Source organism: bacterium (assembly GCA_018830565.1).
Lineage (GTDB): Bacteria > UBA9089 > JAHJRX01 > JAHJRX01 > JAHJRX01 > JAHJRX01.
The window spans coordinates 1-14585 of the sequence record JAHJRX010000068.1 but is presented as its reverse complement, the minus strand read 5'-3'; the positions used below and the strand labels follow the sequence as shown (position 1 = coordinate 14585).

At 32.3% G+C, this 14585-nt stretch carries 15 protein-coding genes; 13 read left to right on the top strand and 2 right to left on the bottom strand.

What is annotated here, in order from left to right:
• Positions 1–86 precede the first annotated feature (86 nt).
• The 5 genes from KJ849_06525 (at position 87) to KJ849_06505 (ending at position 3402) form a co-directional block, all read left to right on the top strand.
• A complete protein-coding gene (locus tag KJ849_06525) occupies positions 87–383 on the top strand; it encodes a Maf family protein (GenBank protein ID MBU2600211.1) in 297 nt (98 codons plus the stop codon).
• Positions 371–1603 carry an NAD(P)/FAD-dependent oxidoreductase gene (locus KJ849_06520; protein MBU2600210.1) on the top strand — a complete coding sequence of 411 codons (1233 nt, stop codon included), beginning with the start codon at positions 371–373 and terminating at the stop codon, positions 1601–1603. Before KJ849_06525 ends, KJ849_06520 begins: the two co-directional genes overlap by 13 nt.
• 52 nt (positions 1604–1655) lie before the next feature.
• On the top strand, positions 1656–1949 hold the full coding sequence (locus KJ849_06515) for an N-6 DNA methylase (GenBank protein ID MBU2600209.1): 294 nt from the start codon (positions 1656–1658) through the stop codon (positions 1947–1949).
• A 245-nt stretch (positions 1950–2194) separates the two neighbouring features.
• Entirely contained in the window at positions 2195–2611 is a 417-nt protein-coding gene (locus tag KJ849_06510; protein MBU2600208.1) for a hydrogenase iron-sulfur subunit, read from the top strand.
• 11 nt (positions 2612–2622) lie between these two features.
• The gene (locus tag KJ849_06505) at positions 2623–3402 is read left to right on the top strand and encodes an AAA family ATPase (GenBank protein ID MBU2600207.1); all 780 of its coding nucleotides are present in this window, start codon (positions 2623–2625) and stop codon (positions 3400–3402) included.
• Positions 3403–3462: 60 nt separating this feature from the next.
• Here KJ849_06505 and KJ849_06500 read toward each other — a convergent pair whose 3' ends face one another.
• A complete protein-coding gene (locus KJ849_06500; GenBank protein ID MBU2600206.1) occupies positions 3463–3960 on the bottom strand; it encodes a 3D domain-containing protein in 498 nt (165 codons plus the stop codon).
• A gap of 386 nt (positions 3961–4346) precedes the next feature.
• Here KJ849_06500 and KJ849_06495 point away from each other — a divergent pair, with 386 nt between their 5' ends.
• The 8 genes from KJ849_06495 to trpS all read left to right on the top strand — a co-directional run bounded on the left by KJ849_06495 (position 4347) and on the right by trpS (position 12844).
• Positions 4347–4544 (top strand): helix-turn-helix domain-containing protein, encoded by a 198-nt coding sequence (locus KJ849_06495; protein ID MBU2600205.1) that lies wholly within the window; start codon positions 4347–4349, stop codon positions 4542–4544.
• Between the two features lie 123 nt (positions 4545–4667).
• Positions 4668–6485 carry a CHASE2 domain-containing protein gene (locus KJ849_06490; GenBank protein MBU2600204.1) on the top strand — a complete coding sequence of 606 codons (1818 nt, stop codon included), beginning with the start codon at positions 4668–4670 and terminating at the stop codon, positions 6483–6485.
• A gap of 1 nt (position 6486) precedes the next feature.
• A complete protein-coding gene (gene dtd, locus KJ849_06485) occupies positions 6487–6924 on the top strand; it encodes a D-tyrosyl-tRNA(Tyr) deacylase (GenBank protein ID MBU2600203.1) in 438 nt (145 codons plus the stop codon).
• 39 nt (positions 6925–6963) lie between these two features.
• Complete coding sequence (locus tag KJ849_06480; protein ID MBU2600202.1) at positions 6964–7593, top strand: MBL fold metallo-hydrolase; 630 nt, start codon at positions 6964–6966, stop codon at positions 7591–7593.
• Positions 7594–7648: 55 nt separating this feature from the next.
• The gene (gene xerD, locus KJ849_06475; GenBank protein MBU2600201.1) at positions 7649–8554 is read left to right on the top strand and encodes a site-specific tyrosine recombinase XerD; all 906 of its coding nucleotides are present in this window, start codon (positions 7649–7651) and stop codon (positions 8552–8554) included.
• The gene (locus KJ849_06470; protein MBU2600200.1) at positions 8555–11191 is read left to right on the top strand and encodes a CBS domain-containing protein; all 2637 of its coding nucleotides are present in this window, start codon (positions 8555–8557) and stop codon (positions 11189–11191) included.
• A gap of 41 nt (positions 11192–11232) precedes the next feature.
• On the top strand, positions 11233–11865 hold the full coding sequence (locus tag KJ849_06465; GenBank protein ID MBU2600199.1) for a site-2 protease family protein: 633 nt from the start codon (positions 11233–11235) through the stop codon (positions 11863–11865).
• Positions 11855–12844 (top strand): tryptophan--tRNA ligase, encoded by a 990-nt coding sequence (trpS, locus tag KJ849_06460; GenBank protein ID MBU2600198.1) that lies wholly within the window; start codon positions 11855–11857, stop codon positions 12842–12844. The genes KJ849_06465 and trpS overlap by 11 nt, the downstream gene beginning before the upstream one ends.
• Positions 12845–12862: 18 nt before the next feature.
• Here the strand turns inward: trpS and KJ849_06455 are convergent, their stop codons facing one another.
• A complete protein-coding gene (locus tag KJ849_06455) occupies positions 12863–14284 on the bottom strand; it encodes a UDPGP type 1 family protein (GenBank protein MBU2600197.1) in 1422 nt (473 codons plus the stop codon).
• Between the last annotated feature and the right edge of the window lie 301 nt (positions 14285–14585).

Sequence of the window (14585 nt, the reverse complement as noted above, 5' to 3'; positions counted from 1 at the left end):
AGAAAGGTGCATATTCTTCCATTGGATCACCCTTGGAGGAAGTTTAAAATAAACCCATATAAAAGATCATTTTTATCTAATACAAAATAGGACATTTCTATTTAACGGAAAACAGGACATTTTCATTTTGCTGTTACATAATAATAAAAGAAGGTAGGGAAATTAAATTTGCAGTCAAGAGCCAGGTTCAACTCAAAAAATTGAGCAACGAGATGATAGAAGATTACATAAATTCAGGAGAGCCTCTTGGTAAAGCTGGAGCTTGCTGTATTCAAGGATTAGGTAAAAACCTTGTCGAAAGATACGAAGGTAGCTTTACAAACATAGTTGGGCTTCCAATAGAAAAACTACAAGAGGTTTTGTCTAAAATATGCGAAGAATAATTGTTGTTGGTGGTGGAGCATCGGGTATGATGGCTGCTGGTAGAGCGGCAGAATGCGGAAGTCAAGTAACCTTGCTTGAAAAGACACCAAGTCTTGGAAATAAACTGAAAATTACAGGCAAGGGGCGATGCAATATCACCAATATGGCTGAATTAGACGAGTTTATTCAGAATTATGGTAGAAATGGAAGATTCCTCTATGGCTGTTTTGCCAGATTCTTCAATCACGATCTAATAGAATTCTTTGAATCAAGGGGTGTGGCCACAGTCGTTGAAAGGGGAAAGAGAGTTTTTCCCAAATCTAATGAAGCCGGGGATGTAGTAAAATGCCTTATAAATTATCTTAAAAATAATCAGGTCTCAATTAAAACCAATTTTCGGGTGAGTAAAGTCATGCTGGATGGCAATAAAGTTGTGGGTGTGAAGGGAAAAGATGAGATTGTTGGGTGTGAGGCAGTGATTATTGCCACTGGCGGAATGTCGTATCCGCGGACAGGCTCAACGGGCAATGGATACAAACTTGCCGAAGAATTGGGACATAAAATTATTCCTCTTACTCCGGGTCTTGTCCCGCTTGAAATAGAAGAATCTTATGTCAAGGAGCTGGCGGGTTTGAGTCTGAAGAATGTTGAAGTCTCTGGATTCTTAAATGGTAAAGAGTTTGTCAAGATGTTTGGGGAGATGTTATTCACCCATTTCGGTCTTTCCGGTCCAATCATTCTTACCCTAAGCCATAATATTGTCCAAAGGCTTAAATTAGGAAAGGTTACTCTATCAATAAATTTTAAACCAGCCTTGACCAAAGAGATACTTGAGAAAAGAGTCCTACGAGAACTGACCGAATATGGTAAGATGAAATTTAAGAACATCCTAAAGCACTTGCTCCCAAATAAAGCAATACCAGTATTTATAAAGCTTTTGAGAATAGCAGACGACAAGAAGTGTGGCGAGATAGATAAAGGAGAGAGACAGAGGTTAATTGAGCTGCTTTCTGATTTTAAAATGCAGGTCAAAGGTCCAAGATCCATTGAAGAGGCAATCATAACCAGGGGGGGAGTAGCCCTTAATGAAATTAATCCCAAGACAATGGAATCAAAGAAGATAAAAGGACTTTATTTTTGCGGTGAAGTGATTGATATTGATGGCGGAACAGGCGGCTATAATCTTCAATCGGCATTCTCAAGCGGGTATGTTGCCGGTGAGAGTGCCGCAAAAGGATGATGAAAGAGCAAGGGGATTTTTGAGCAAATCAAGGTTAGCCGCATAGATCACGATGCAAGAGCAAGGCTTGGTAATAAGCCTGATTTTGTTGTGCTTTAGCCGAAGATTCAGCAATTCTCATTATGACCCGCTAATAATGGTTAGGCAAAGTAACAATCTTAAACAGTGGGTTAAGTGCACTCCGCGCCACATTATTGATTTTATTGTGGCGGCAGTTGACCCGAAGAAAGACGAAACGATTTGTGATCCTACTTGCGGAACGGCTGGATTTTTGATTTCCGCTTATAAACATATTCTCAAACAACATGGAATCCCCCTTAATCCCCCTTTGATAAAGGGGGATTAAGGGGGATTTAAATCGCTTACTTGTTTATTTATTCCTTACCTGATTGGAGTGATAAGTATCTCATTTTTGACACTGGAATAGAATCTGTCTTGTAAAATCTTATAATGAGAATTATGCCGAAGATTGATAAACTGTTGATATTTTTAAGATAAAAAGATATACTTAATTGTTGACAATCTAAATTTACATCCCTGAGATTAAAAAGAATCGGAAGTAGATGCTATGTTTGAAATGGAGGTAGTGATATGAATGAGCAATTTGAACCACAAATTGTAGCTTTTTGTTGTCATTATTGTGCCTATGGGGCAGCAGATTTAGCTGGTTCGATGAGGCTTGACTATCCCGCAAATGTGAAGATAGTTAAACTGCCCTGCACCGGCAAGGTGGATATTATCTATTTGCTTAAGGCGTTTGAGGATGGAGCAGATGGGGTGTATGTCGCCGGGTGCCTTGAAGGTAATTGTCACTTTATCGATGGCAATATCAAAGCAAAACGTCGGGTAGCCCGAGCTAAAAATTTATTAGATGAGATTGGAATTGGTGGCAATAGATTGGAGATGTTTAATATGAGCGCCTCGATGGGGCCTAAGTTTGCTGAGGTGGCCAGAGAAATGACCGAAAGAATACAACAATTAGGTCCAAGCCTGTTAAAAAAGGATTAAAGGAGGTTCATTTGAAGATTGCTATTACTGGCAAAGGTGGAGTAGGGAAGTCAACCTTTGCTGGACTTTTATGTAGAATGTTTGCTGCTCAAGAAGATAGAGTACTGGCTATTGATGCAGATCCCGATTCTAACTTAGCTTCGGCTTTAGGATGTCCAACCGAGATATCAAGTAAGATTAAACCTATTTCTCAATTAAAAAATCTCATTAAAGAACGAATGGAGATTAATATAGAAAAAAGTTTTTTTAAGCTAAATCCAAAGGTTGACGATTTGTTGGAAAAGTATTCTTATCAATGCTTTGAAAATTTAAGATTAGTGGTGATGGGAGAAGTAAAAAAAGGTGGTAGCGGCTGTTACTGTCCAGAAAATAATTTTCTAAAAAACTTCTTTTCTCATCTATTAATTGAGCAAAAAAACCATATCATTATGGATATGGAAGCAGGTATTGAACATTTAAGTAGAGGTACTGCTTATTTTGTTGATGCGATTATTATTGTAGTAGAGCCTGGAAAACATAGCCTGCAAACAGCTAAAAGTATCATTGGCCTATCTAAGGATTTAGGAATTAATAAGATCTTCATCGTGGGAAATAAGATTTTAAATGATACCCAAAAGAAGATGATTTATTCTAATTTTATTAACTACCCGGTAATTCTTGGTTTAATGTCATATGACCAAGATATTATTTTATATGAAGAAAATGAAAAATCTTTATTTGAAAGCAATTTACCAATAGTAAGTGAAGTTGCTTTAATAAAACACCATCTTGAAAGAGAAATAGCTCAATAAATATAAAAAATAACTTTTAGTTTACATAATATATATTATCAGAAGTTATATTAAGTTATCTTAAATCTTCTTTTTAACTTCCATAACCTGCATTATGACCTTACGATTACCATAAGTTTTAGCTTGACTTTTTGACCACATAAAAAAATCAATTCTTTTCTTCCAACGTTTATTCATTAAATCATCAACAATATAAATTTTATTATTTATTTTTACTTTACTCCCAAAAGGTAAGCTTTTATAAAGATCACGACTAACAGCAATAATGTTAGAACGAACATTTTTACCACTGGCAGTAATAAACGGAGTATCATCGCATTCAGATTTACTAGCGCTATAAGCAGTAGCGGTCACTAATATTTTATTAATAGCGGCATAAAGAAGTAATTTATTATTTAATCTATTAAATTTTATAACTAACTTATCATCAAGGCAGTTAAAACATTTTATTAAAATAGGACTTAAATTACTATTTAAGGGAACAATAGGAAAAGATGCCAGAAATACCAAAAAAGAAGAAATAAAGAATAGGTATTTAAAGGCTGTGTATTTTGACAAGATTATCACCCCCTCCTTTTAAATTAAACTATAAATATCTCACTAATAATAATTTGTCAAGAAAAAAAATACAGAAAATGATATAAAATAAGATAAAATTAAAAAAATACAATAAAATTTACCTAAAAAAAATTAATTTTTCTTTCTTTAGGTCTCTATTTCTTTTGTTATTGAACAAAAGCTCAAGTTTTTAGTGTTTACACAATATAGAATAAAAAGAAATTTTCATAATCCATAATGAGAATGGCTGAGAATAATATTCTTGACAAGGAATACATAAGTTGCTAAAGTAAGACAAAAGTTGCTATAAACTGATAAAAGTTGAGTAAAATAAAATAATAAATTAAGTACGAGTATTTGACTATTTAAAGGGAGGCAATTTATAAATGAAGGAGTCAAGACCAACTATTATGACAGTAAAAGAGATTGCTAGGTATCTTAGAATGCATGAAACTTCTATTTATAGAATGTGTAAGAAAAAACTTATTCCTGCGTATAAGGTTGGTAACTGTTGGAGATTTAAAAAAGAAAAGATTGATGAGTGGCTGCAAAACGAAAGAAGTATTTCTATGGAAGAAGCATAAATTGTTTGTTGTCTTTAAATTAACAAATTAACATCCTTTTTTAATATTGCCTTTCTTTTTGGATTAAATCCTTAGAGCTAAACAGGTTATTTTTGTTTGGCTTTTTTTATTTAAAACAAGAAAATGAAGTTCTTAAAAATTAAGTATACTTTAAATTTTTTAACCAGTTATAGAATTGTAGGAATTAGCTTAGGCTGCCTAGTCAGTATAATCTTAATCTTTATTACTTCTAATATCTACCTTTTTGAAGATTTTGAATTAAAGACTTTAGACTTAAGGTTTCGTTTAAGAGGTTCTGCCCTTCCTAATCCAGATAAAAATGCTGTCTTTGAAGACATTATTATTGTCGATATTAATGACTACTCTTTAGAAAAATTAGGGAGATTCCAACAATGGCCAAGGTCTTATCACGCTAAAATTATAGATTATTTAAAAAAAGGAAATCCTAAGGTTATTGGCTTTGATATATTCTTTATTGAGGAAGATCAAGATTTAAAAGAAGATCTGCGTATTTCCAAGGCTACTTTAAAAGCAGGAAATGTAGTTCATTCTATGATTTTATCAAAAAAAGAAGAAAAACTAAAAGGAACCACAGAAGAAATTTATAAAGAAGATCATAAAGAAGAATTAATTAAAAAGCATAACTGTAATAATACTTTAAAAAATTACCAAAATAATCATCTGATTAAACTTATTGAAAGCAATGCCTCTTCTCTCCCTATACCTACTTTGTTAAAAAATAGCGCTGGTATTGGGTATGTAAGCATTACTCCTGATAGCGATGGAATTATAAGAAACTTGCCTTTAATCATGAAATATAAAAGTAATATTTATCCTTCTTTTGCTTTAGAAATAGCCAGAATATTTTTAAAGGCTAAGAAAGAAGAGATAAGATTAATCCCAGAAGAAAAATGTTTAAAAATTAAAGATATAAAGATACCTATTAGCGATGAAGGTAAGATGCTCATAAATTATATAGGTCCACCATATTCCTATCGTTACATTCCTTATGAAGTTATCTTAAGAGAAGACATACCTGTGGAATTCTTTAGAGATAAAATCATATTAGTTGGCGCTTCTGCTCCTGGCCTTTACGATCTTTCCTCTACCCCTTTTTCTCCAGTTTACCCTGGGATAGAAGTTCATGCTAATATTATTTATAATATCCTCAATAAAAAGCCTTTAGTTCCTTTAAGCCAAAAAGCTACCTTGGGAATAGTCATTTTTTTAGGTGCTCTAACAGGATTTTTCTCTTCTTATCTCAGGTTAGTGAATAGTATCTTCATGGTCCTAATCATCGTCTTATCTTATTTAATTACCAGTATCTATTTTTTTGAGGTAAAAAATGTCTGGTTGGCTACTATTCAACCAATAATGAATATACTATTTTGTTACTTAGTAGTTTGGATATATCGTTATTCTTCTGTAGAAGAACAAATTTTCTCAGATCAGTTAACTAAAGTTTACAATCGCAGATATCTTGATATAAAATTAGAAAAAGAGATTAATTCAGCTAATTGGTTACATCTCCCCTTATCATTATTAATAATAGATGCTGACCACTTTAAACGGATAAATGATATTTATGGCCATCTTACCGGAGATAAGGTATTAGAAGAAATAGCCTCCATCTTAAAACTTAATATAAGATCTAAAGATACGGTAGCCAGGTATGGAGGCGAAGAGTTTGTTATTATTTTTCCCAAGTGTAACACTGATCAAGCTTATGTAATTGCTGAAAGAATTAGAAAAAGCATAGCCGAAAGACAATTTTACGATATCTCAGAGAATCAAATTAAGGTGACTATTAGTGGTGGCATAGCTACTTATCCTATCAATGCTTTAAATAAGAAAAGCTTAGTATCAGAAGCAGACCAAGCTTTATACCAAGCTAAAGATAGTGGCCGAAATATGATTATGATTGCCGGTAGACTGTGGTAAAATGAAAGCTTTAATTCAAAGAGTAAGAGAAGCAACTATTTTGGTAGAAGAAAAATTTGTTTCTAAAATAAATAGAGGGTTAGTAGTGTTTTTAGGGGTAAGCATGGATGATTCTTCAAAAGAGGTAGATTATTTAATCAATAAGATTATAAATTTAAGGATATTTGAAGATGAGGAAGGAAGATTTAATTATTCTGTTTTAGAAGAAAAAGGAGAAATCTTAGTGGTTTCTCAATTTACTTTATATGCTGATTGTAGAAAAGGAAGAAGACCTGATTTTACTAAAGCTGCCCCTAAGGAAAAAGCTGAAAAGCTCTATTTAGAATTTATTGATAAAATTAAAAAAGAAGGACTCAAAGTTTCTACGGGAATATTTCAAGCTAAAATGTTAGTCGATATTCATAACGATGGTCCGGTAACTATTGCTATTGAAAGTTAATAGATATTCATAATAATAGTCCTGTAACTAAAGGTAAAGATGATTATTCATAAAATAGAAGTAGGAGAGCTTTTTACTAATTGCTATATAGTGATTTGTAAAAAGACTAAAAAGTCATTTATTGTCGATCCTGGTGAAGTCACTAAAGAAATAGAAAAAATATTAAAAGAAACTTTCCCTATTTATATAATTAATACCCATGGCCATATTGACCATATCAAAGGAAATAAAGAATTAAAAGAACGGTATAATTTGAAGGTTTTAATCCATAAAGACGATGCTTCTTCATTGGAAGATGGAAACTTAAATTTATCACGTTATGTTTGGGGAAAAGATATAATCTTGCCTAAAGCAGATCAGCTATTAAAGGATAATGATACCATAAGAGTAGGAGATCTTGATATTCTTATTCTTTATACTCCCGGTCACTCTCCTGGGGGAATATCTCTCTTGGTAAAAAATCAAACCGGAGATAAAGTCTTATTTACTGGTGATACTTTGTTTGCATCTTCTGTGGGAAGAGTTGACCTTTATGGCGGATCATTAAATACTCTTATCAGGTCTATTAAGGAAAAAATTTTAGTCTTTGAAGATCATCTTTTTATTTATCCAGGACATGGTCCCTTAACTGAAGTAGGAATAGAAAAAGCTTCTAATCCATACTTATAGCACCTATAGTAGTTATTAATGAGATTTAACTTAGAGCCAATTAATTTAACTCCAAATGAGCAATGATTTAAAAAAACACTTAAAAGATTACTTAAATTATCTCTTGGTTGAAAAAGGTCTGGCTAAAAATACGATCATCGCTTACCAAAAAGATATTGAGCAATTTATTAATTCTCTTGCCCAAGGTAGCGAACAATACTCTTTCCAAAAAATAAAGACTACTGATATTATTAATTTCTTATTAAGTTTAAAGAAGAACAATATTTCACCTTCTAGTATTGTTCGTAAATTAGTGGCCGTGAAAGGCCTTTTTAAGTTTTTAATGATGGAGAATATTGCTACCTATGACCCCACTGAAACTATAGAATCTCCTAAAATTGAAAGCAAACTACCTAAGTATCTGACTCAAGAAGAGGTAGAAAGATTACTTGATCAACCTAATGTAACTACCCTTATCGGGATTAGAGATAAAGCGATGTTAGAAACTTTATATGCTACCGGCGTAAGGGTCTCAGAGTTAATCTCTATAGATATAAGAAATTTAAACTTAGAGGTAGGTTTGGTAAAAGTTTTAGGAAAAGGATCTAAAGAAAGAATAATTCCGATAGGAAAAATTGCTCTTAAATACTTAACTCAGTACCTATCAGAACCTCGTCAAATTCTGATCAAGAACAACCTTTGTAATTATCTCTTATTTGTCACGGTTGCAGGAAAAACATTTACTCGGCAAGGATTTTGGAAGATTACAAAACAATATGCCCAAAAGGCCAAGCTAAGTAAAAATATTAGCCCTCATATCTTACGACATTCTTTTGCTACTCATCTTCTCTCTAATAATGCTGATTTAAGGACGGTTCAAGAGCTTTTAGGCCATTCCGATATCAGTACCACTCAAATTTATACCCACATCAATCAAGAAAAAATGAAAGAGATCCACCGACGTTATCATCCTCGAGGATAAATGGAAGTTATTATTACCCATGTTAATGCTGATTTCGATGCTTTAGCTAGCCTAATTGCGGCTTCTAAATTATACCCCAAAGCAAGTCTGGTTCTTCCTGGCTCCACTGAATATGATGTTCGAAAATTTTTAGAGCTATTTCCTCATAGTATTCCCCTCTTAAAGCCTCGAGGGATAAATTTAGAAGAAATCACCAAACTTATTATTGTTGATACCAGATTACCTAATCGAATTGGAAAATTTAAAAAACTTTTAACTAAAAAAGATCTAGAAATACATATTTACGATCACCACCCTTCACAAGAAAAAGATATTAAAGGTAAAGTCCATAGAGTAGTTTCCTTGGGTTCTACGGTAACTATATTGTTAAGTCTTATTAAAAAGAAAGGATTAACTATAACCCCTTTAGAAGCTAGCATTATGGCTTTAGGAATATATGAAGACACCGGGTCTTTAACTTACCTTACCACTACTCAGACTGACGTAGAGATGCTCACTTATCTCTTAAAGCATGGAGCAAACTTAAATCTAATCTCAAATTTTCTAAAACAAGAATTAAACAAAGAACAAGTCTCTTTGTTAAATGATTTAATCAAAAAGATAAAGAAATATGTGATTAATGATGAAGAAGTCTTTATAGTTACTGTTTCAAGAAAAGTCTATCCCAGTGAATTGGCCACCTTAGCTCATAAAATAATGGATATGGAAAAGATAAAGCTATTATTCTTAATTGTTCAAATTAGTAAAAAAATATACTTAATAGCCCGGAGTAGGCTGAAAAAAGTTGATCTAAATAAGATCCTCTCTTATTTTGAAGGAGGAGGCCATAAAAGCGCTGCTTCAGCTACTCTCTATGAATTATCACTTAGGGAAGTAAAAAGAAGATTAATAAGATATCTAAAAAAAGAGATCACTTCGGAGTGGGTAGCTACAGATTTCTTAAAAAAGAAGGTTAGGACAGTAAAGACGGAAGATCCAATAGCTAAAGCTTTTCAGAAGACTAAAAATATCAAAGAGAGCATTTTGCCTGTCGTGGATAAAGAAAGGAATCTTTTAGGATTAGTTAGCTGCCAAGATATTATTGGAGCTTATGAATTTGGCTTAAAGAGAAGTAAGGTCTCAGGATATACTTATAAAAATGTGGTAATGATTAACAAAAAGACTTCCTTAAGAAAGATCAAGATGTTCTTAATAGATTACAATATTTCAAATTTACCTGTAGTTGAAAATGGCAAATTATGTGGTTTAATTAATAAAGAAAGGATCATAGATATTCTTAAAAAAGCAAGCTATGAATATAAAGATTTTTTCCAAGAAAAGACAGATAAAGATAATCTAAAAGATTTAATGGAAAAAAAGGTATCTTATAGCATTTTAAGCTTACTTAAAAAAATTGGGGAAATGGCTAATGAAATGAATTATAATGCTTATATTGCAGGTGGATTTGTAAGAGATTTTTTGTTGGGAGTAGAAAATTATGATTTAGACATTGTCATTGAAGGCGATGGAATAAATTTTGCTTATAAATTTGCTTCTTACTTTAAGGCCCGGGTAAATGCTCATCAAAAATTTAACACGGCGGTGATTACCCTTCCCGGTGACTTTAAATTAGATATTGCTACCACCAGAGTTGAAGACTACGAATATCCAGCTGCTTTACCTAAAATAAAGAAAGGCTTGATTAAAGAAGATTTAAAAAGAAGAGATTTTACCATAAATGCTATGGCTATTCAACTTAATGCTCCTTATTATGGTAATTTAATTGACTTTTTTGGAGGAAAGAGAGACTTAGATAGAAAAAAGATTAGAATTCTTCATAGTCTTAGTTTTATAGATGATCCGACACGGATATTTAGAGCTATTCGTCTTGAAAAAAGACTTAATTTTCAGATTGAAGAGGCTACAGAAAACTTTATCAGGAAAGCAATTAGAGAAAATTTATCTGCTCTTTTGAGTCCTCAAAGAGTTAAGGATGAAATTATCTTAATCTTAAACGAAGATAAGCCTTTTAAAGCCATTAAACACTTAGAAAAACTTCAACTTTTAAGCTTTATTCATTCTCAAATAAAAGCTGATCATAAACTAAATAGCTTATTGGAAATAATCAATAAGATAAGATTTGACTTTGAAATTGTTCTGGTAAGTAATAAATTAAAGGTTTGGTTAATAAATTTTTTAGCTTTAATAGATGATTTAAATGATTACCAACTTAATGAAATTATAAAAAGGTTTAAATTTACCAAAAAAGAAACCATCATTATTAAAAAGACCAAGGAAATAGAAGACAAGCTAATAGATATCCTTACCACGGCAGAGGAAAAATTATTAAATACTTATTTGTACCATAATTTAACTAAAGTAACTTTTGAAACGATCTTCTTTATCTTAGCTAAGATAGAATTTTTATATTACAAAGAAAAGAGTCTTTTAGCTAAAAAGAGAGTGATGTCTTTTTTAGCTAACCTCCAAAATATAAAACCCCTATTAAATGGAGAAGATCTAAAAAAATTAGGTGTCAAACCCGGTCCGCTTTATTCTAAAATTATTCACTCTATCTTGTTGGAAAAATTAGAAGGAAGCCTTAGTAAAAAAGAAGAAGAAATAAAGTATGTCCTTGACAATTATGTAAATTTTTAGTAAATTTTTCGTTATTTTATTGTCTAAGAATTGGAGATTTCATGGAGATAACTACTTTTTTTATTTCTTTGGGTATCTTTATGGCAGCGGTAATAGTACATGAGGTAGCCCATGGTTATATAGCTTTTCTTCATGGTGACTTTACTGCTTTTGATGAAGGAAGATTGACGATTAATCCTTTAGTCCATTTAGATTTAGTAGGATCGATCATCTTGCCACTAACCTTAATTTTAATTGGTGCTCCAGTAATATTAGGTTGGGCAAAACCGGTGCCGGTAAATATTAATAACTTAAGGCACCCTAAAAGAGATATAATCTATGTAGCTCTAGCCGGACCTTTAGTCAATATTTTAATGGCCATTATATTTGCAGTTTTTTTAAGACTAAATATCTTTGACTGGCATTCCTTTTTAGGTAATTTATGTTTTAATGGATTAATAATTAATCTCATCCTGGCTGTCTTTAATATGATTCCTATTCCCCCTTTAGATGGCTCTAAAATAATAAGTGGGTTATTTTCTTGGAAATATATGTTTAGGTATAGCAAATTAGAACCTTATGGAATTATTCTTCTCTTTATATTGCTTTATTTTGGACTCTTAACTAAGGTAATTTGGCCTTTGGTAGTAAGATTGTCTTCTATCCTGGTGGGAGGAGAAATAATTGGCAAATAAAGACCTTGTCCTTAGTGGAATGAGACCTACCGGTCGACTTCATCTTGGAAATTTGTTAGGTGCTTTGAAGATGTGGGTAGAACTTCAAGATAAGTATCATTGTTTTTATATGGTGGCTGACTGGCATGCTCTTACTACCAACTACGAACACCGTCAAGAAATTAAGGAAAATATTCTGCAAATGGTTATTGACTGGTTAAGCGTAGGTATAAGTCCTGAAAAATCGGTAATATTTAGACAATCTCAAGTTTTAGAACATGCCGAGCTTTGTTTGCTTCTCTCTAATATCACTCCCCTGCCCTGGTTATTTAGGAATCCTACTTATAAAGAACAAATAAGGGAACTTAAGAAAGAAGACATCTTTACTTATGGATTTTTAGGTTATCCTGTCTTGCAAGCGGCCGACATTTTATTATACAAGAGTAATTTAATTCCTGTAGGCGAAGATCAACTTCCTCACATAGAATTAACTAGAGAAATTGCCAGAAGATTTAATAACTTATACCAGAAGGTATTTCCTATTCCTCAACAAATGTTGACTAACTTTCCAAAATTAGTAGGAACGGATGGAAGAAAAATGAGTAAAAGTTATCAGAATTGCCTTTACCTAAGTGACCAGAAAGAGACGATTGTTAAAAAGATAAAGAGCATGATTACTGATCCAGCTAGAATTAGAATCTCAGATAAAGGGCATCCTGATATTTGTAGTGTCTTTGCTTTATTCCAAAGTTTTTCTTCTTATTTTAAAAAATATAAGATTGAAGAAGAATGCAAGGAAGGAAAGTTACCTTGTGTCAAATGTAAAGAATGGTTATCTTTAACTATTCTTGAAGACTTAAAAGAAATTCACGAAAGAAGGTTATTTTACGAAAAGAACCACTCCGAGATAGAAAAGATATTAGAAAAAGGAAAAGAAGAAGCTTCTCAAGTAGCTCAAAAAACAATGGCTGAAGTAAGATCTGCTTTACAGCTAACTTAAATACTTACCTTAATCTTGCTACTTCCAAATTCTTTGAAACGATCTTCCTTTGGCTTTTTTTACAAACTCTTCTTGATCTAAGGCATATAAAGGACTTACTTCGATAAAGCCTTTAATATTTCCTTCCTTATCCGAGGGTATTTTTATACCGCTATCTTTTATCCAACTGGCATAAAGTTTAGTTAAATTCTTCTTAACTTCTAAAGGCGAATTTTCTCCTTCTTTATTCTTCAAGGGGGAAAATTCTTCAAATCTACTTACTTCCATCAAAGTAACATTTTTTGCTTCTGGAAATAGATCAAAGATAAAGGTTTCAAATTTATAACCATTAGGTTTGATAGCAGTAACTGTTTTACCCTCTTCGTTTAAATAAGGCATCTCTTTAAAAGCTTTATGATATTTTAACTTAGCTTTCTTATTAAGAATATCTTCAATAAAACTTATACTTAAAATATGAATAGCCGGGCTTCCCGCGTTAAATTTTAAAGAACCATCTTCATTTTTAGTGTAAACTTCTTCTTTGGTAAGTTCGCTATACTCTATTACCCCTAACTTTCCATTAATGTAACCTACTAAGCCAATCTTCTCTTCGGGATATTTTTTAGCCACTACCTTAGCTGACATGGAAGATTTATTTAAGATGTGATGCCCAATAAATATAGGGTCGGCAATCTTTAAAAAAGCATTATCTACCTGAAAGTAAAATAAATACTTAACTCCCCTGCTCTTCATATCTTCTAAATAATGACTGTCTCTTATCGCCAAAATAGTTCCTCCATGCCCGTTAGGATTTTCAAAGATCTGATTCTTTCTCTCCAAAATCATCTTTCCTTTTATATCCACCGCTGGCATCATTCCTTGAACTACAAATTTTACATCTTCGGAAGGCAGACCAAAAAATTGATACATTTTAAAAAACTTCACGGTCTGCTCGTGATTATATTTACTGGTCATAATATACCAAGGAATTTTTACACTATACCTTTCAGATAAAGCTTTTATCTTTTCGGCATGAATTTGAAAAAGAGTTCTATCGGTAACAGGACCAATGGGATAAATTCCTTTAGGCGCATCATAACCTAAACGGGTGCTTTGCCCCCCTGCTACCAAGAAGCAGCCTACTTCTCCATTTTTAAGAGCCAGTTCTCCAATCGTTTTAGCCTCTCTTTCTTTATCTAAATCTTCTCCTGTAATAGGAACAGGTATTATTTCTGGAGGTAATAATTCTTTTTTTTCAAAAACATCCTCTTTTTCTGGTTTAAGAAGATGCTCTTTAATTAACTCATCAATTAAAGGAAGATCTATCTTGAGAATTTGATTAGAAAATTCCTCTTTTTCGACCTCATTTAACTCTTCCCACCACTTAAGAAGATGTTCTTGTTGGTATTTATATAATAAACTAATTTGTTTTTGAAATGTTTCATCTTTTACTTTAAGCATTTTCACCTCCTGACTTTATAAACTTTTAGTAAGCACTCAGCCATCAGCTATCAGGTAAGACATTTCTTTAACTTTTCTACTGTTTCTTTAGTGTTTTCAAGAGAATTTGCCTAAGAAAATCTTATACAACTTTGAGCTTTTTTTCAAAATCTATTTCTGGGGTGTAACAGCAAAATGAAAATGTCCTGTTTTCCGTTAAATAGAAATGTCCTATTTTGTATTAGATAAAAATGATCTTTTATATGGGTTTATTTTAAACTTCCTCCAAGGGTGATCCAATGGAAGAATATGCACCTTTCTT

Bases quoted from the DNA above. Each gene is read 5' to 3' on its own strand.
- KJ849_06520 (MBU2600210.1), top strand. From the start codon at position 371: ATGCGAAGAATAATTGTTGTTGGTGGTGGAGCATCGGGTATGATGGCT.
- KJ849_06515 (MBU2600209.1), top strand. From the start codon at position 1,656: ATGCAAGAGCAAGGCTTGGTAATAAGCCTGATTTTGTTGTGCTTTAGC.
- KJ849_06510 (MBU2600208.1), top strand. From the start codon at position 2,195: ATGAATGAGCAATTTGAACCACAAATTGTAGCTTTTTGTTGTCATTAT.
- KJ849_06495 (MBU2600205.1), top strand. From the start codon at position 4,347: ATGAAGGAGTCAAGACCAACTATTATGACAGTAAAAGAGATTGCTAGG.
- KJ849_06490 (MBU2600204.1), top strand. From the start codon at position 4,668: ATGAAGTTCTTAAAAATTAAGTATACTTTAAATTTTTTAACCAGTTAT.
- dtd (MBU2600203.1), top strand. From the start codon at position 6,487: ATGAAAGCTTTAATTCAAAGAGTAAGAGAAGCAACTATTTTGGTAGAA.
- KJ849_06480 (MBU2600202.1), top strand. From the start codon at position 6,964: ATGATTATTCATAAAATAGAAGTAGGAGAGCTTTTTACTAATTGCTAT.
- xerD (MBU2600201.1), top strand. From the start codon at position 7,649: ATGAGCAATGATTTAAAAAAACACTTAAAAGATTACTTAAATTATCTC.
- KJ849_06470 (MBU2600200.1), top strand. From the start codon at position 8,555: ATGGAAGTTATTATTACCCATGTTAATGCTGATTTCGATGCTTTAGCT.
- KJ849_06465 (MBU2600199.1), top strand. From the start codon at position 11,233: ATGGAGATAACTACTTTTTTTATTTCTTTGGGTATCTTTATGGCAGCG.
- KJ849_06455 (MBU2600197.1), bottom strand. From the start codon at position 14,284: ATGCTTAAAGTAAAAGATGAAACATTTCAAAAACAAATTAGTTTATTA.